We start from the raw sequence: 17,448 nt of genomic DNA, 5'->3' as shown, positions 1-17,448 counted from the left end.
TCCTAACTTGTTTGTTTGCAGAAAGGACGTTTCCTGTCTGCCGCGCTCTTTTAATAGTATTACACATTATCTGGAAATATTTTCAAACTTTCCTGCTTTTCCTTACTGGCAGATTATCAGGCCCTCCACTGTTTTCTCCATATCTATTACAAAAAGGATTTCCTTTTCATGCCTGCAGATTTCCTTTCCCGCCCAGATACCCGAATCGCCCATATCCGCGGGGCTTTCCACCGTTTCAGCGGTTCCGGCAGGCAGGATTTCTCCACGTTGTCCCTGTTTTTCTCCAGATCCAAGAAACGGGCGCGGTTCCAGCAGATTCCTTTTTTCAAAGCGTATTCTGTATCTCAGTTCTTCGTTTACCTGAAAGGTTCTGTCATCAACATGCGTACAGTATTTTTTCTGCCATTCCAGTGGAAGCTTTTCCAGTTCCTTGGCCGGATATTGGCCCTTCTGCGCTTTATCCAGGGCATCCCCTGAAATATCCGTCGCCAGGAGCCGTATATTTCCCATGTATTTATTTGGCCGGCGGCATTCCTCCAGCACCATGGCCAGGGTATAGCATTCTTCTCCGGTGGAGCAGCCAGCGCTCCAGATATCCAGTCCGCCATACTGCCTGCGTTCCATAAGCTTCGGCAGGATCCGTTCCTGCAGCAGCCTGAAATGATCCGGCTCCCTGTAAAAATAAGTATAATTTGTCGTCAGGCAGTTGACCATTTCCGCGGCCATATCTCCTGTCCTGTCCTGATGGAGCATATCCAGGTATTTCCCAAAGGAATTAAGTCCCCTTTTTTCCAAAAGCTTTGTCATACGGCATTCTATCAGAACCTTCTTTTTATCCAGGTTGATACCGTATGCCTCACGCATGTAATTCACAATATCAGAGAATTCCTCTTCCCTCAGCCTAATCACTCTTCTTCTCCCATACCCCGTTTACGGTTCCCGCCATTACGGGCTCCAGCTCCTCCCGGGAAAGACCTTCTTCCCCAACCGCCGCCGCGGCAATTCCATAGACCCCTCCGCCGTCGTCCCTGACAAGAATACCGCAGAGCGCCTCCTGTTTACAGTCAAAGCGATAATAGACCACCAGTTTTCCGTTATATACCGCAATTCCCAAAATTTCCTCCGAAACATCCGGGACACGCCATATTTCCGGCTTCATCAGGATAGCTTCGACCCGCTCCTTCTCTATACAGAGCATCTTTTTCCCGGCCTGTGCCGTTATGTATTCCATAGTTCCCCCGCCGTTCCTTTATTCATTCCTATTGGCTTATATATGTTTAGTTCCTTTTTACCGATTCTTCTATTGTTCTCCTGACAGGCAGGCCGGATCCAGGATGTATGCGGGAATCCTTCTTCCCTCTTGCGTTTCGGTTACTGCAACGGCAATTAAATACCGGTTCCTCTCATTCAGAACCGGTTCCGTTAATTCTAAAATCTGTTCATCATTGATTTCCCTGAGATCTATTATGTCATCAGCCGGCAGCAACAGCTTCTCTTCCGACGCTTCCTTATGCAGCAGGATGCGGTACCTGCGCTTGCCGTTTCCGCCCAAAGCCCCTGCCAGTATGTTACATTCCGCCGCCTCCGCCTCCTCTTCCGGCTTTTCTGCATCCATCACCCGGTCCAGACAGCAGACCGGCAGCAAAAAAAAGAGACCATCCGAAACGAATAAAAGATAACTGTTATCCACATCGTCCATTTTATTTCCTTTCCGCCTTGGACTGTCAAAGCCGTCTGCAAACCGGACTGCGGAGAATCCAAAATTTCCGTCAGCCGTTCCTGTTTTTTTGATACTATTCTAATAATACTTTATCGGAGTTAAAAACTCAAGCACTGCATGAAATTAAGTGTGAAATTATATGAACAAATTGTATTACAAATCCAATAGATACGTGATAGAATATACTATAAAAAAGGACGGTATCCATGCCGTCCGGAACAGGGGGTTTTATCCATGCAATTTCAGTATTTATATGAAACAACAGGCCTTACCGGCGTGGTTCTGTCCGTGGTATGGTACATTCTCATCCTCGCCGCAGGCTGGAAAATGTACGAAAAGGCAAACGAGCCGGGCTGGAAGTCAATCATTCCCATCTATAATACTTATACCTGTTATAAGTTCACCTGGGATACGAAAATCTTCTGGATTTACATCCTCTGCACCGCTCTTGGCGAGGTTCTGCCCTCCCTGCTGGGTTCTCTCGTTTCCCTGGCGGCCACGGTGCTGATGATTGTCCAGCTGTACAAGCTTTCAAAAGCCTTCGGCCACGGCGTGGGCTTCACCGTCGGGCTTTTCTTCCTCAGGCCCATTTTCCTTCTGATGCTTGGGTTTGGGGGATCGGTTTATCTGGGAAAGCAGGATTGATGGCTGAGCCGTTGTAATGATTGACGTTAAGAAAGGGAAAGGACGGCCGCGGGATGCGGGGGGTCTTTCCCTTTTGTGTTGTTACTATGTAACCATTCAGCAGGTCAGCGCATTTACCGCACTGACCGAAAGAAAGTAATTCAGGATTTGTCTGGTTTCTTCATAGCCGGGATGGAGGCTTTATTTCGATACCGGAGAAACTTCTGTATATCATCATCACAGCCAATACCAAACCAGTCATTTCACCTCATCATCACCCTGTTCTTTTTCAAACTGGGAGGGGGTTACCCCCACATACATCTTAAATGTACGCCGGAATGTCACATCATTGGTAAATCCGCATTTCAAAGCAATTTCCTGCACGTTCATATTTTTCTGCCGCAGATAGCGGATTGCACATTCTATCCGTTTGGTAGCCACATATTTCTGGAAGGTACATCCGAACTGCTCTTTAAAATACTTTCCAAAATAGGTGGAAGTATAATGCATAACCCGTGCGGTTTCATTCAAAGAAAGATTGGCATCCGTCAGATGTTCTTCCACATACTGGCGGATCATCTGATTTCTGGCGTAATATACCGGATTTTCCTTGGCCACACACTGTTCCATCAGACGGAAGGTTTTCAATCGGAAGGTCTGCAGGTAGCTTTCCAGGCTGGCAAAGCTTTCCGGCTCCAGCAGTTCTATCTGTTCAATAAGATTGCCCTGCTTTTTCTCTCCGAACAGTCCAAGAATCATGTCATTCAGCTTATGAATTCCCGCGAAATAAGCCTCTTTATGAAGAAACCGTGTCTCAAAATTATATAGAAGTATCCCCTGGTATGCATCAAACAGCTGCTGCGCATGCAGTGTCTCCACAGCTTCCGATATCTTTTCCTGCTGCAGGGCAGGTACTTCAAAGGCCACGCAGTTCTGATCACGCTCTTCAATCCGATCCTCTTCCAAACGTATCACTTTTTTATCGGGATAAAAGAAATGATATTCTAAAGCCCTCACCGCCTGATTAAAGGCAGATAAAATATGAAGAATGTTCTCATGTACCCGGCTCACGCCCAGAGCCGCATCCTTATAGCCGGAATCCTCAAAGGTCTGGGCAAGGAATTCCGTAATTTCCTCCATCAGACTTTCTTCAGCGTAGCTCAGAACCCAGATATGATAATTTCCCTCTTCAACAAATGCGGCATGAATCTGGGGATAAATTGCCAGACATGTATCAATTTCTTTAATATATTGTCCGGATTCCGGACTTCGCTTGAGCGCCAGACAGCGATAGAGCGAATATTGCCGCATGGTATTCACATACTTTACTTCATTGGCCTGTGGTTTATTGGAGCAAAGCAATGTATGGAGAATATACTGCTCAATCAGAGGGTTCTGTTCGAATACCGTTACCTCCAGCCGCTTTTTCTGGGAGTCCAGCTCCTCCAGCGCTTTTTCAATGATTTGATACTCATTGATGCTGCTGCCCTCATGATCCTCCTCCACCAGCATATTCATTATGTGTTCCAGCGGCTGATAGCTGTACTTGGTCATTCTTGAAGACACGAGAAAAATCAGTATAAGCAGAACCAGATATCCCATAATCAGCCATTCTGCAAAAAGTGAAAAGTCTCTCTCCAGAAAGCTGTTGTCAAGAATCTGCACAATACCGATATCCATACCATACTTTGTATATTCTGCCGTATAAGCGCCCAGTTCTCCGCAGTACCGATATTCTTTCCCTCCGTATTTTAAGCTTTCTACGGAATCGCCGATCCGGAAATGGCTGTTTTCCTTATCCTTTGCATAAACTACCCGGCTTCCGTCCGTCAGATAAAAGCTCTCCGTTCCGTCATCCATGAAATTTTCAATATATGCACATATTTTTTCATAGGGAACGAAGAACAGGATATTCACCTCCCCGGAATAGGAATTTTCCAGGGGAATGGTCTGAAGCATGAAAAAACCAGACACTCGTTTCCCATTTTTCATCAGGCTGGCATTGTGACTGATCGTTTTCTGATTATTCTGCGCCAGCCTGGAACCCGACAGCAGCGCCGTATCCCTGCATTCGATCTGGTAAATATTTACGTATTCCTTCCAGCCCACCCTGCCGATGCTGCTGATTCCGAAACCGCCCAGGCTGTAATAAATATAAATGGACTCCACCATGCTGTCGTTAATTTCCGTCAGGGAAAGATTGCTCGCGTAGTCGGAAATATCCGAGGCTGTGATATTGCGTTCCATGAGCCACGGTGTTTTCTGCATATATTTCAGCCTGGTCACCCAGGGCGTCATGGAATACTGCGCCGATGATCTAAGCAGGTTATCCATAATATTTTTCAGTTCGCTGTCCACGTTTTCGGCAATCGCATTTTCAAAGGCCAGCACCCGTTCCCTTGAAATCCGATAATAAACAAAGGAAAACAGGCAGGATATAACCGTAAGAATAACAATCGGTATGCAAATATAAGAAACAAACATTTTATGCTTTGCCTGATATTTTCTGCCTCTTATCATATTTACTCCCATCCCTGCGTTTTGCCGCGCACTTTCCCCGCCTGCTGTCTTCTGCTTTAAGCCGCATATCTTATGGAGTTTAGCCAAAAAGCTCCGGTCCGTCAAGTTCGGCCAGGCCAATTTGCTCCAACACCCATATTGGTTCCTCATATGCCGCTCCATTATACCACATCATCCATTTATTCCCCACCTTCAGAACAAAAGGCTTATAAACCGCAACACTGTCCCATTCCCCCTGTGTCGGGCAAATTAACGGATTCTGCGGGTGCCGTTCCCAGCCGCTGATGCCATTCGCCGATCTGGCCAGCCCTACCTGGGCCCGCTCTTCGTGCAAATGTCCCACATAAAACATGTAATACCAACCTTTTTCCTTGACAACGCAGGGCGCCACTACCTTATGCTGCTCCCACAGACAATCCGGGTTCTTTTCCAATACCGGATTTCCCGCAAACTTCACCCAATGTATGCCGTCATGGCTTGAAGCATAGCCGATGGCATCCGGCTCATGGTTGCAGCCTGCAGCATACCACATTTTAAAGCGAGCTTCCTCTTCATCGAATATAACGTGGGGCACATGACAGCCTGAAGCTCCCATGCCTGATCCGGCTCCATCACAGGTAATTCTCTTCGCTCCCAGTTTATCCCATCATCGCTTACCGCCAAACCCAATACGGACCTCCCGTCCTCCAGATAGGGCTTCATCTGCCCTGAATACCACATCATATATTTTCCATTATGTTTGATGACCGTGGGACGGTTGATTTCATCCGCTTCCCACTCAGAACCGGGAACCGGCGCCAATACTACCTGCGGTTCCTTCCAGTGAATACCGTCACTGCTTTCCGTATAGCCGATAGCCTTTTTCGGACGCCAGGAAAACCACATTTTAAATACCTGCTGCAAGGTACCTTCCTTTTCCAATAAAAGCGAGACATCGAAGCAGGTTTCATATATTCCACCAAAAACAGGATTATGTTCATATTTTTTCCAGCCTGCCGACGTTCCGTACTGGTAATATTTTATATTTTCCTCGCAATCATAAAAAGCAATACGCTCTGCACTGCTCATTCCTTCCGGCGCTTTGATATGCATCAGTTCTTCCTCCTTTTTCTGCCGCAGCTTTAGGGGCCGTTATTTTACAGCCCCAATCAGAACTCCTTTTTCAAAATACTTTTGTATAAACGGGTAAAGTACCATAATCGGGAAACAGGCAATGACAATGACCGCATATTTCATCTGTTCATTCATCAATATCGCATCCAGCCCCATTCCGGAGGCCTGTACCTCGCTTGTAATCAGTATGCTGCGCAGATAAAGCTGAATCGGCTGAAGCTTCTCATTAGACAAAAAAATCAATGGTGCAAAATAGCTGTTCCAGTATCCCACGCCGTAAAACAGGATCAGTACGGATATAATTGGTTTAGACAGCGGAAAAAAGATTTTTGTCATGACTGTCCATTCCGAACCTCCGTCAATTTTTACAGCCTCCGCCATTTCTTCCGGCAAAGACTCAAAAAAAGATCTGGTAATTATCAGATTGTAGGCACTGATAATGTAGGGAAGGACGATTGCCCATCTGGTATTATACAGATGCATTTTCTGCACCAGAATATACAAGGGCACGAGGCCGCCGCTTATAAACATGGTCAGTGTCATCAAAAAAGACAGCTGCCTGCGCAGAAAAAACCTCCGCCGTGATAATACAAATGCTGTCGTTGCGGTCAGTGTTACGCTTGTGGCCGCTCCCACCACCGTATACCACAAGGTATTTGCAAAAGATCGCAGCACGGTGGCATTATCCAGAATCATACGGTAAGCCTTCCATGAAAAGCCTTTGGGAAGCAGATATACATCCCTTGCCAGCACATGCGCAGGTTCACTGAAGGACATGCTCACTACATAGATAACCGGGTATAAGGTGATGATAATGATGAGAATTGTTGCTATCGATATCGGAATATCCGAAGGTACAAATCTTTCTTTTCTGTTCATAGCCTTCCGTCCCAGGGACTGTACAAATTTGTCCTGTTACAGCCCCTGCCCTTTCTGTCAGAATATGCTAGTATCCGTCGCTTTTTTCGCAAGGAAATTGGCCCCCAGCAAAATAATTACGTTAATCAGCGAATTAGCCAGTCCAACCGCGGAAGCAAAGCTGTATTGTGCATTCAGAAGCCCCTTCCGGTAAACATAGGTGGAAAAGATATCCGCAGTGGAATAGGTAGCCGAGTTATACATGAGGATAACCTTCTCATAGCCGATATTCAGCATGTTTCCCATATTCAATATCAGCAGCAGAATTATGGTGGGCGCAATAGAAGGGAGTGTTATGTAAATAAGTTTCTTCCACCTTCCGGCTCCGTCCAGCGCCGCAGATTCATACATTTCCTGATCAATCCCTGAAATTGCCGCCACATAGATGATGGAATTCCAACCAAATTCCTGCCACACGCCGGAGCCCACATACAATGTGCGGAACGCTTCCGGAATATTGAAATAATTTTTAGGCCGTACCCTGAAACCGGCGAGCAGCTGCGTCAGCACGCCGCCATCCGATGCCAGCAGGTCCTTCAGGATTCCCACCACGACAACTACGGAAACAAAATGGGGGAGATACGCAGCCGTCTGCGCCACGCGCCTGATGCCGCTGTGCTTCAGCTCATTCAAAAGCAGAGCAAAGGCTATGGGTATGGGAAACGACCACAGCAGCTGTTCAATGCTTAGTATAAATGTATTTTTTACCAGACGGCCAAAGTAGACTGAATTCACCAGCTCCTTAAAATGCTTCAGTCCCGCCCAGGGGCTTCCCAAAACGCCCCTGGATATATTGTAATCCTTGAATGCCATCAGGATTCCATACATGGGACCATAGCAAAAGATGGCGAAATAAAGCACTCCCGGAAGAATGATTAACAGCAGCATCCAATCCCGTCTGATATTTTTTTGCAATGTCTGCAACGCTTTCATCTGTTGTCCTCTCCGAAGGCGCGTCACGCACCCTTATGCATTTACTGTTTTTGTTCCTTAAAACGGCACATGACAGCTATTTCCCTACAATTTCCTGATATCTTGCGTACTGTGCGCCCTTTATATCAATGATATCCTGCATTCCCATGCTATAGGCGGTTTCCACATATTTATCGAAGTTATCCAGTGATTCCGTCCCTATTACAAATGCGGTAAACATTTCATCCAGATAGGTGGACAGATCAGGCCATACACTGGTATAAACCTCAGACTCCTCCGCTGTACCCAGCATCTCCGGGAACGGATCCTCCATATTGCCATAGGCATCCTTACATGCGGTTTCCACCTTGGTCCCTTCGAATATCTTCATAAATGCCTCACCGGAGTCATTAATAAAGTAGGTCGGCCATGCGCCTATGCTTCTCAGAGCGGAGAATGCAGAGGTATAGGTTTCATTGTTGGTTATAAGGTCGGTAAACTGAATATTTCCGTCCGCATCATACTCATAGGACATGCCTTCAATACCATAATTATATAGCATCAGACCGTCTTCGCTTGCATATACATAATCGATCCACTGTATCGCTGTTTCCGGATTTTCACAGGCAGATGTAATGCCATAATAATGCCAGGTCAGGCCTCGCTTTGTCATCCGCGCCGTACCATTTTCATTTGCCTAAAGCACCGGCATGAATTCATAATCACACTCCGGATTGCTTGTCAGCGCCAGATCATCAGAGGACGCCATATTATCAGCAGGGTCGTGACATACAATCCCCACTTTATCCTCCGTAATATTCTGTGTCAGCAGTGTGCCATCCAAATCATCTGAAATCAGGCCCTCAGAATAACATTTATTCAGAAAAGCCAGCATGTCCTTATACTGATCCTCGACAGCGGCATAATGCACTTCACCGTTATCATCCGTATACCATAAAGAGTTAGTGTCATAGCCAAAACCGGTCATCAGATAATAAAGCTGTTTGATCCCATTCTTGGTTGCCATCGGGATTTCATCATCAGGATTCCCGTTGCCGTTGGCATCCTGCTCTTTAAATGCAACCAGCACATCATATAGTTCATCTACCGTTTCAGGCATCTCAAGTCCCAGATTATCCAGCCAGTCCTGTCTGATATAAAGATAATCGGGAACATAATCATTAATGTCTCCCCACCAGCCTGCCAAAGCGTAGATATTACCGTCAGAAGAGGTACACATGGCCTCCAGGGCCGGATATTTATTAAATAAAGCCTGGATATTGGGTGCGTATTCCTTAATCAAATCATTTAAAGGAATTAATACACCGTTGCTGGAATAGGTATCCACGCCTACATTGGAATCAAAGGGTGGAATTTCCACCATGTCAGGCAGCCCCTCCAGGGATGCCAGCCTGGTCTGAAGAACGGTTTCCACATCACTGCTGTACGTATCCCATTCAATATGAACGCCGGTACGGTTTTCTATTTCCTTCTGAACCGCTGTTCCGTCATTATAGCTGACACCCGCACACCATGTATCGTTTCCCATATAAGTAAGAGAGACGGAACCCGGATCACAGATGGGAAGCTTGAGTCCCCCTAAATCATATACGGTTCCGGTTGCGTTAACAGACGATGTATCGGCCGGAGCTGATTCCTCCGCCGCCTGCGTTCCTGTGCCTTCTACAGTCTCTGTTTTGCTTTCTGCAGGAGCTGTATCCGCTGCTCCTGATGTATTCCCGGATGAGCCGCAGCCTGCAAGCATGGAACTGACACAGGCTATTGTAAGTAAGCAGGATAATAATTTCCTTCGCATAATGTAACTCCCTTTCCTGTTTTGTATTTTCCTGACAAGTCCGGCCGGTCCTTTGTCTGGTTTGGTTTACTGCTGTTATCAGTATATGTTGTTTTTGCACAATTATAAAGAAACAAAATCAGCTTTTTTATGCAGTATGTTTGCAAAAAAGCTGATTTTGTTTGATTTCTTTGATTTTGTTTTTTAATGAAATTAATAAAGTTACTTCATCTGATACGAATGCATTTTACGGCCTTTTCCAAAGCCAGCCGGTTACCTGTGTTATACACCATGCCTTCTGCGGTACTCCATAAACAGCTTCCAATCCTCCCTTCCAAGGTAGTGGGTGCCTGGCCTTAAATGATAGCCCACACTGCCCTCATGAAATGCATCTCCTGTTTCCGGCAGGCTATCGCATACAAGCCCCTTCTCCCCAAGCAGTTCATACACAGGCGTCACCGCCGCGCAGGACAGGAACTCAGAGCGTGGATCCGCCCACTGATCATCCACGGCGCTTGCGGCATAAAGCTTTCTGGGCGCAACCAGCGCCGCCAGGAAATGCTGGTCAAAAGGAAGCTTTGTCTCCCCACCGGCATATTTCTTCAGATTGCCGCAGAACCAATAGGGGAAATTCCTGCACAGATCCGCCACATTCTCCCCTTCCTTTCCCCGGAAAAGAGAAATGCCGCCCGCACCGGAATCATTGGAAATCACCATGGAAAAACGGTCATCCATGGCGCCGCACAACAGCGCGGCTTTCCCAAGCCTGGAATGGCCTGCTACAGCAATACGCTTACCGTCAATTTCCTCCAAATCCACCAGGTAATCCATAATGCGGCTGGTGCTCCATGCCCATACCGCAAGCTTTCCCCAGCCGTCAAATGCATTGCCGGGGAACAGGGCGCCGGGGCCGTTCGTATAGCCGTCTCCCTGATCCGGAGCAATATCCTGATAAGAAACCCTGGCTACCGCATAGCCGCTGTCGGTAATCTCCTCCATCAATTCATCCGAAGATAAAGGCAGGAAGGTCAGATATACAAATACCGGCGGCTTCTGCACATTTTTTGGCAGTACAAGCTGAAACGGATAGGAAGTATAGCGGCTATTGGTATGGATCCGCACCTCCACTGTCCGTAGTACGGCTTTTCCTCCAAACGCATTTTTATCCTCCTGTACCGTCTCCCACTCGGTTTCCCAGCCCGTACGCGGCATCCTCCCGTAGCATTCTTCCTGAAGGATTTCGCGGATTTCTTCCCGGCGCTTTCCCCAAAGCTCCGGTGTGTTCACCGCCGTGCTGTCCGCAAGTCTTAAGACCTCCGGCAGCGCACGTTTTTCAAGTTCTATTTTTATTGCTTCTTTCCCCATTTTTTTGCAGCCTCCCACTGTTTGCAGCCTTTTTTCTTACTTATTTTTATTGAAACATGTTCCGAACAGGAATGCGTGTTATAATTTATATAACTCTGAATGCAGTACTTCTGTTACCTTGATTTTCTTTTTCTCACAGAAAGACAGAATGCTGCAGCATTCCTGATTATCCGATGCCAGTTTTTCCAGGGAACTGTCCCAGGGCGTTTTCAGGTATATTCCCTTGTTTCCGCCGGCCGGACCGATGGCATGAATGACCTTTTCCGCTTCCTTCAGCTGCCGGAGAAGCTCTTTTTCCTCGATTTTTTTCTGAAGCGCTTTCATCCGGATGTAATCGTTATCCAGACATTCCATGCCGTCCACGCCCACCGGAAGCATGTCTCCTTCTATTCTCACGTTCACATATGTTCTCCACGGCTGGCCTTCGCGCTGGTATTCATGCATATTTGATTCACCCACCGCATCCCTGGTAAATTTGGGATTATAGCTTGTCAGATCTGTGAGAAGCTTCACTTTCATCTTATGTCCCCCTTCCTGTTCCGGTTTCCGCGGTTTTTAAACCGTTAACGCAGAAGCCGATGCCCCAAAATATGAGATACTTATACTGTTATAAAAAGTCAGACACTGCTTTATTTTTGCCTGATGTATTTTCCCTTTGTGTATTTCTACCTGTTGTTTTTCTACTTGGTATACTTCTCCTTGATGTATTCCGCAACATCGTCGATTTCAGGAAACAGCGCCGCTTTATTAATAGAGAACAAATCCAGCTCACGGAGAATATTCTCCTTATTTTTCACGATAAAAATAAGCTTCTTTCCCGACTTATTCCGGTAACGCAGGGTGCGAAGGCTGTTTCCTTCCCCTCTGCCGTCCCCCAGACCGCACAGAATAAAGGATCCATCCTGCTTCATAATTCTCGGATTACTTCTCAGAGGCATGATAAATACGTGGCTGAGCAAGTCTTTTTTTCTGATGCGTGGCTCAAAGCCCGGATTCTTTGATTTTACCTCTCCGGCCAGTTTTGCCGCATACTGGAGATATTCCCTGTCCTGCTCCTCCGGTACGCCGTTTACGCATAACTCATACAGCTTTATCTGAAAAGCATAATCAAATACCGGAATCGCAGCCAAAATGGCCGCCGTGTCACTCCTGGCATATTTGGTGGATGCTGTTTCCGTCTGCAAAACGATCACCTCCCCCACACTGTCCCTGCTGCTACAGCAGGCAAAGTACAGGGCAACCAGCGGATTTTCCGTAATGTCCAGAAGCCTGGTGGGAAGGCCGTAATGCTGCATTTCCACCAGATAGTCCAGATGGGATTGGCACTGCGCAAAATCCTGGGTGCAGCGGAGGATAAGCTCCTGATACATACGGTTTTCATTTACCATCCAATTCCGGCTGCGTTTGATTCCCGGGAGCAATTCGTAGGATAGCCTGGAATGGCCTCGGAAATAGAGGATGTGATTCGTATTTGACTGCCTCATGTCGGAAATGTCTTTTACGTAGCTGCTTACGTTTTCTATCAGCTCCAGTTCACAGGAATTGGCATCGTATATGACGCCGTTCTTTTCCAGAAGGTTCCTTTCGGGAAGCGGATTCTGTACGGAGGGTTCCGCAGCTGCTTTTGCTTCTGAAGGAGGTTTTTCTTCTGAAGGAGGGGTGGTATCGGTGTATTTTTCATCCCATTCCCGAATGAAACGGTTGAGAACTGCTTTCAGATACTCAAGACGTTTTTCCCGCTTTGACACCCCAAGATAGGGAAGAAAAATCCAGAAAACCAGCGCTTCCTCTTCGAGAGGCGTCAGTTCCCTGTCCTGTGTCCCGATGATGGAAGACATATAATTTATCATGATTTCCAGGTTTTCGGAGGTAATGCAGCTGCCTGCATACAGGGTATAAAGAGCGGAATCCTGCGCCTTCAGGCGGGAATAATAGGTGCCTTTTCCCAAAGCGCCCAAGATATAACTGCAGTCCACGTAGCCTTCCGCCAGAAGTTTTTTCCCGAAGATATGGAAGAAGGCTCGGGTAAGATATTCTGAGGTATCGGCGTATTCTGCCAGCTGTTGTGCGTCGCTGCGCAGCTTTTCTTTGTATTTTTCCATATTTTCACCATGCTTTCAGCAGAGAAGATCTGGTGCGAAGAATATTTGGTTTAAGGCTGCTGTTTTACCTGAACGGAAAAGTTCATTTTCAGGTCCCTGGGGGTAACTGCTCCGATTGTCTGTTCCAGATAGGCGAAATAGCCGTTTGCGCCCCCTTCCTCCGTCCATAATGCAATAGATTTCTCAATTCTCAGCAGGCAAAGGACAGGTTCCCTGAAATATGACCTTAAATCTAAAGGTGATGTGAGATCCCAATACCCTGCGGCGGCTTCCCTGACCTCATCGTTTGTAAAGGGATCAAAGCTCATTAACAGCCCATTGACAAAGGCTTCGTTTTCAGGGGTGCGGTATCCATTTAAATCATATTCCGTATCTGTCAGGTATCCGTCTACGAGCAGTAGGCATACATGGATTGCCTCCATTGCCCTTCGTCCGTTTCTGTCCGGGTTTTCCCGATGAAGCTTCAGCAGGTTTCCTTCCATGGGGGCAAAGAGCATTGCGTAGGCATTTTCTTCACCTTTGGCGATCTTTCCAAACTCCTTGGTCATCATGTTGGAGATTTTTTCGAATTTGTAGCGGTTTAGTTGTTTTTTCATTTGGTGGGGCTCCTTTGTTATTTGTTGTATGAGGGTTTTGGGTATTGTTTAATGAATTACTAATATCTGGTTACTTTCTGATATCTTACGGCTTTCCAGGATTCCTTCAATAATTTCAATATAGTCTTCATATAAAAGTAATCTTTTTGAATCTTCCGAAAAGGCCTTTAATAAATAATACAAAAACCAGATAAGCAACGCAATGCAAATCAGATTATTAACAATACCTTCGGGAAAAAATCTCTCAACCAGAAATATAAAATACAAAATCATATAGCGGCTGATTATTTTTCTTTTTCACCCCTGTTCCCCCTTCTCATACCTCTGCCTGTAATAATTCATTGTCCTGTAATCTATAATATCCTTCATATGCTGCACAAAAGCCGGTTCCGTCACCACATCCCTCAGATCATCCCTCAAAGCCAGCGCAAATCCCTCTCTATCCACAAAGAAACCGCTTCCCGACTCCTTCAGAAAATGAACCGGATTCTTCCGGGCCTCGCTGACATATCTTTTTTTATCCCAGCTTCTGAAATCCCTTGTATTTTTATCCTTTTCCATATCACGCCAGTTCTGGTCCTTCTCATAGAAAGCCTTACAGCTGTGATAAACATCCTCCTCCGTAATTCCCATTCTAATCTCTCCATCATTATAAAAAGCGAGAAGTATAGGCATTTTATAGGATTTGGACATGGAGGTTGTCTCCACGATATGAAGGAATTCCCATCCCGGCCCCTGTGAAAGCCTCCATTCCTCATCAGTTAATTCCTTCAGTTCCTTCAGGAAATCAAGATAATGGTTAAAGGGGTTTTCCTTCGAATTCTTTAAGCAAAGCTGATATATTTCCTCCTCCATATAAGTAAAAAGATCCATCCTCGCAGGAACCTTTCCTCCAAGAAATTCCTTAATCCTAAAATATTCCCCGCGGATACGCTCTTTCTTTGTTTCCTTCCTGGCAGCCATTTCTTTAAACAAATCGATCAGCCGCATATCAAAGTCCACAACACAATCCAGAGGAAAATCGAAATCCTTCTGCTCCTTCCTCTCCGCCGCCTCTCTGGAATAAGACTCCCCGCTGAGAAGAAACGGCGCATTCCCGGCTTTTTCATAATTCCCCATGAAATCAAGGACCGTCAGATACTCCTTGCCTGCCTCCTTCCGCAGTCCCCTGCCCAGCTGCTGAAGAAAAACCACCGGCGATTCCGTGGGGCGCAGGAACATCACCATATCCAGAGAAGGAATATCCACACCCTCATTAAACATATCCACTGAAAAAATTACTTTCAGCTCCCCTTTTTCCAGCTTTTCAATTGCAGCTGTCCTATCTTCCGAAAAATTCCCATCCGCATCGCTGTACACTGCACATGCCGGCACATTCCGCGCAGAACTCCTCAGCCATCCTCTCCGCATGTGCCCTGGAACAGCAAAAGCCCAGTGCGCGCTGCGAACCATATTTTCTGTAATTTTTATAAATCAGATCGCATCTTTCTTTAACAATCAGCTTGATATCCAGATCCTTCTGCAAATATTTTCCCCTGACTACAGGCAGACCGGAGTAATCCACGCCATATTTGGGTGAAAGGAACGGTTCTTTTCTTGATAGAGATGGACACAGACTCTGTCTCCAGCTCGTACTTGAGCAGGGTAAGGGCACTGGGCTGTGTGATGCCCAGATAATTCCCGGTAAGAAGGCGTATTGCCGCGCCTCTGTCCAGCGCGTTTTTAAGCGCAGGAAGTAAAAGCCGGACGCCTGATTCCATCAGAAAGGATACGATGATATCAATGCTGTCCGCACTTTTTATGCTCTTTTCCAAATATGTAAGCAGATGGTTGGCCGGAATGTCTCCTCCCATACTGGCTCCGCGGCCCTTGTATTCTGAGCCCTCAGTCCATAAGTTATTACTGGATCTGCCTATCAGATACAGTTTTTCTTTACGAGAATCATGTTCATCCATTTTTCATCATCCCTTCCCGGGCGTACATCTGAACTTATCCATTTTTCCTTTATTTGAAATACATCTGTTTCCTGTAATATTCTCTGCAGTTTATCCTCTGTCATATCGATAAAATACCTGCCGTTTCTCATTCCTTCAAAATCTCCGTATTTAAAGGATGCATACAGGATGCCTTCTTTTTTTAATGCACGGGCAAGCTTCTTCAGAATATCCTTAAGCTCATCATAGGTGGAATGAAGGATTGAAGAGCAGGCCCAGATGCCATCGTATTCTTCTGATGCATTCAGTTCCTTGAAAAGCATCTGTTTTACAGAGATTCCGGTATATTCGGAAGCAATTCTGCAAAATTCCTCCGAACCATCGATAGCATCTGTGCTACAGCCGTGAGACAGGAAATATTTCGTGTCTCTTCCAGGGCCGCAGCCGAAGTCCAGGATGTGTGCCTGGGGCTGTAAAAAGGTAAGGAATTTGTCCTGTACGGAGGTAAAGTCCAGGGACTGGGTGGAATTGGAACTGGGCGGCGTTTTGGTTGTAGTAGCTCAGGGTTTGAGTGGTGTGTTGGTTATTCATTGTTTTCGGTACCTTTCCAGGATTGAAAGAATTGCAGGGCCGTATTGGGTTACCTTTTTTTCACCGAAACCGGGGATGAGGAGTAATTCATTTCCAGTAGCCGGCATTTTTGATATTAATTCTTTTAACTGAGCATCGTTGAAAATATAATATGGCTTGATGTTTTCTTCGCGGCTCTTTTTAAGGCGGTAAGCTTTTAGTTCCTTGAAAATTTCTGTATCCTCGATCTTTTCTTCAGAAGCTCTATACAGCACGGGCTTCGGTGTTATTTCTTTGGTAGTTTCCGCATCTGTCTATACCGGATCACTTGCTACTGTTGATGTCTGGTTAGCAATATAATACTTTTCATATTTCGCAGTATAATCACAAGTTTGTTCCTTATGAAGCTGCAGGAAGGAATCTGCCCATTCTTTCATATTATTATCTGAACTATTTGATTCTTTTGACTGACTGTTAGCCTCTTTTATATAGGAAATCAGCTGATCAGCACGAATAACCTTTTGTTTAACTTCTTTTTTGGCATACTTCGCATTTAAAATTGTCCTGGGGTTCGCCAGAACAACAACAGAGTGATAGAAGCTGTCGAAATATCGCTCTGTCAGAAATTTTGTCAGAAAATTATTTCTGGATTCTGCCTTTACTTTCTTTATTACCTGGAGATGCCGCTCATTCTGAGTTATTGGAGAATAAATTCCTTCTTTTCTTATTTTTCCTCCCACACTCATCGAACGTATAAAATCACCTGTGCTATTAATTTCTATATTACCAAAAAGATTTTTACACTCAATAACAAAGCATAGCTTTCTAGTGAATACCATGTAATCAATCTGTGCACTTAGATCTCCGTCTGTCAAATAAATATCATGAAGTATGTACATTGGCATACCGCTGTTCTTCAGCTCAAATGCTACATTCTTTTCACCGGCAATACCATATTCAAGGAATTTTATGTCCTGCTGTATCAGGGCTTTTCCTTCTGGGTTTAGTTTAGGCTCTATTTCATAAAGTTTTTGTAGCTGGAGTTCTGCATTGCTGGTTGATTTTAAAAAGATTGGAGACTTTAGGCTGTTAAACATGTTTTTCTCCTTGTAAGACGCATTTATTTAATAATTTCTAGTGTACTGTATCAACGATATTTAGCTAAATTAGTACTGGCTATTCATGCTGATTTCTGGTAAATTAAGAAGAAACGGCGGTGGTTTCTATGGCAAGACCTAAAAAGTACATAATTTCATTAACGGATGATGAGCTAACAAAA

General features: G+C 45.6%; 18 protein-coding genes and 2 pseudogenes. 1 reads left to right on the top strand and 19 read right to left on the bottom strand.

Features of this window, described 5'->3' with window-relative positions; genetic code table 11:
* Nucleotides 1-102 precede the first annotated feature (102 nt).
* The 3 genes from FYJ45_RS21865 to FYJ45_RS21855 all read right to left on the bottom strand — a co-directional run bounded on the left by FYJ45_RS21865 (nucleotide 103) and on the right by FYJ45_RS21855 (nucleotide 1,699).
* Nucleotides 103-909: a CheR family methyltransferase gene (locus FYJ45_RS21865; RefSeq protein ID WP_276893001.1), complete on the bottom strand. Its 807-nt coding sequence runs from the start codon at nucleotides 907-909 to the stop codon at nucleotides 103-105.
* Nucleotides 902-1,231 (bottom strand): CheW domain-containing protein, encoded by a 330-nt coding sequence (locus FYJ45_RS21860; protein WP_154467220.1) that lies wholly within the window; start codon nucleotides 1,229-1,231, stop codon nucleotides 902-904. The genes FYJ45_RS21865 and FYJ45_RS21860 overlap by 8 nt, the downstream gene beginning before the upstream one ends.
* 69 nt (nucleotides 1,232-1,300) lie before the next feature.
* Entirely contained in the window at nucleotides 1,301-1,699 is a 399-nt protein-coding gene (locus tag FYJ45_RS21855) for a hypothetical protein (RefSeq protein WP_021634164.1), read from the bottom strand.
* A 255-nt stretch (nucleotides 1,700-1,954) separates the two neighbouring features.
* Here FYJ45_RS21855 and FYJ45_RS21850 point away from each other — a divergent pair, with 255 nt between their 5' ends.
* Entirely contained in the window at nucleotides 1,955-2,365 is a 411-nt protein-coding gene (locus FYJ45_RS21850) for a DUF5684 domain-containing protein (RefSeq protein ID WP_154467219.1), read from the top strand.
* A 237-nt stretch (nucleotides 2,366-2,602) separates the two neighbouring features.
* Here the strand turns inward: FYJ45_RS21850 and FYJ45_RS21845 are convergent, their stop codons facing one another.
* The 16 genes and pseudogenes from FYJ45_RS21845 to FYJ45_RS21790 form a co-directional block, all read right to left on the bottom strand.
* Nucleotides 2,603-4,864: a helix-turn-helix domain-containing protein gene (locus FYJ45_RS21845; protein WP_154467218.1), complete on the bottom strand. Its 2,262-nt coding sequence runs from the start codon at nucleotides 4,862-4,864 to the stop codon at nucleotides 2,603-2,605.
* A 79-nt stretch (nucleotides 4,865-4,943) separates the two neighbouring features.
* Entirely contained in the window at nucleotides 4,944-5,396 is a 453-nt protein-coding gene (locus FYJ45_RS31045; protein ID WP_235930955.1) for a glycoside hydrolase family protein, read from the bottom strand.
* Nucleotides 5,318-5,956 (bottom strand): glycoside hydrolase family protein, encoded by a 639-nt coding sequence (locus tag FYJ45_RS31040; protein ID WP_235930954.1) that lies wholly within the window; start codon nucleotides 5,954-5,956, stop codon nucleotides 5,318-5,320. Before FYJ45_RS31040 ends, FYJ45_RS31045 begins: the two co-directional genes overlap by 79 nt.
* A gap of 39 nt (nucleotides 5,957-5,995) precedes the next feature.
* Nucleotides 5,996-6,856: a carbohydrate ABC transporter permease gene (locus FYJ45_RS21835; protein WP_154467217.1), complete on the bottom strand. Its 861-nt coding sequence runs from the start codon at nucleotides 6,854-6,856 to the stop codon at nucleotides 5,996-5,998.
* Between the two features lie 57 nt (nucleotides 6,857-6,913).
* Complete coding sequence (locus FYJ45_RS21830; protein ID WP_154467216.1) at nucleotides 6,914-7,828, bottom strand: ABC transporter permease; 915 nt, start codon at nucleotides 7,826-7,828, stop codon at nucleotides 6,914-6,916.
* A 76-nt stretch (nucleotides 7,829-7,904) separates the two neighbouring features.
* Nucleotides 7,905-8,480: a type 2 periplasmic-binding domain-containing protein gene (locus FYJ45_RS31035; protein WP_235930953.1), complete on the bottom strand. Its 576-nt coding sequence runs from the start codon at nucleotides 8,478-8,480 to the stop codon at nucleotides 7,905-7,907.
* A 24-nt stretch (nucleotides 8,481-8,504) separates the two neighbouring features.
* On the bottom strand, nucleotides 8,505-9,623 hold the full coding sequence (locus tag FYJ45_RS21825) for a type 2 periplasmic-binding domain-containing protein (protein WP_235930952.1): 1,119 nt from the start codon (nucleotides 9,621-9,623) through the stop codon (nucleotides 8,505-8,507).
* Nucleotides 9,624-9,884: 261 nt separating this feature from the next.
* Complete coding sequence (locus FYJ45_RS21820; RefSeq protein WP_154467215.1) at nucleotides 9,885-10,967, bottom strand: alpha/beta hydrolase family protein; 1,083 nt, start codon at nucleotides 10,965-10,967, stop codon at nucleotides 9,885-9,887.
* 78 nt (nucleotides 10,968-11,045) lie between these two features.
* Nucleotides 11,046-11,486 (bottom strand): hypothetical protein, encoded by a 441-nt coding sequence (locus tag FYJ45_RS21815; protein WP_154467214.1) that lies wholly within the window; start codon nucleotides 11,484-11,486, stop codon nucleotides 11,046-11,048.
* Nucleotides 11,487-11,647: 161 nt separating this feature from the next.
* A complete protein-coding gene (locus FYJ45_RS21810; RefSeq protein WP_154467213.1) occupies nucleotides 11,648-13,069 on the bottom strand; it encodes an FRG domain-containing protein in 1,422 nt (473 codons plus the stop codon).
* Nucleotides 13,070-13,119: 50 nt separating this feature from the next.
* Nucleotides 13,120-13,665, bottom strand: a complete 546-nt coding sequence (locus tag FYJ45_RS21805; protein WP_154467212.1) for a hypothetical protein — start codon at nucleotides 13,663-13,665, stop codon at nucleotides 13,120-13,122.
* 297 nt (nucleotides 13,666-13,962) lie between these two features.
* Nucleotides 13,963-15,229, bottom strand: a pseudogene (locus tag FYJ45_RS32355) (helicase-related protein); the annotation flags it as partial.
* Entirely contained in the window at nucleotides 15,156-15,518 is a 363-nt protein-coding gene (locus tag FYJ45_RS32350) for a phospholipase D-like domain-containing protein (RefSeq protein ID WP_235930951.1), read from the bottom strand. The gene FYJ45_RS32350 and the pseudogene FYJ45_RS32355, both read right to left, overlap by 74 nt.
* Nucleotides 15,519-15,580: 62 nt before the next feature.
* A pseudogene (locus tag FYJ45_RS21795) lies at nucleotides 15,581-16,190 on the bottom strand (class I SAM-dependent methyltransferase).
* The gene (locus tag FYJ45_RS31025; RefSeq protein ID WP_276893417.1) at nucleotides 16,187-16,444 is read right to left on the bottom strand and encodes an HRDC domain-containing protein; all 258 of its coding nucleotides are present in this window, start codon (nucleotides 16,442-16,444) and stop codon (nucleotides 16,187-16,189) included. Before FYJ45_RS31025 ends, FYJ45_RS21795 begins: the two are co-directional and overlap by 4 nt.
* Before the next feature lie 39 nt (nucleotides 16,445-16,483).
* A complete protein-coding gene (locus FYJ45_RS21790; RefSeq protein ID WP_235930950.1) occupies nucleotides 16,484-17,266 on the bottom strand; it encodes a nuclease-related domain-containing protein in 783 nt (260 codons plus the stop codon).
* Nucleotides 17,267-17,448 lie beyond the last annotated feature (182 nt).

This window comes from Eisenbergiella porci (assembly GCF_009696275.1).
Classification (GTDB): domain Bacteria; phylum Bacillota; class Clostridia; order Lachnospirales; family Lachnospiraceae; genus Eisenbergiella; species Eisenbergiella porci.
The sequence above is the reverse complement of the archived record's forward strand: the minus strand, read 5'-3'. Positions and strand labels throughout refer to the sequence as shown.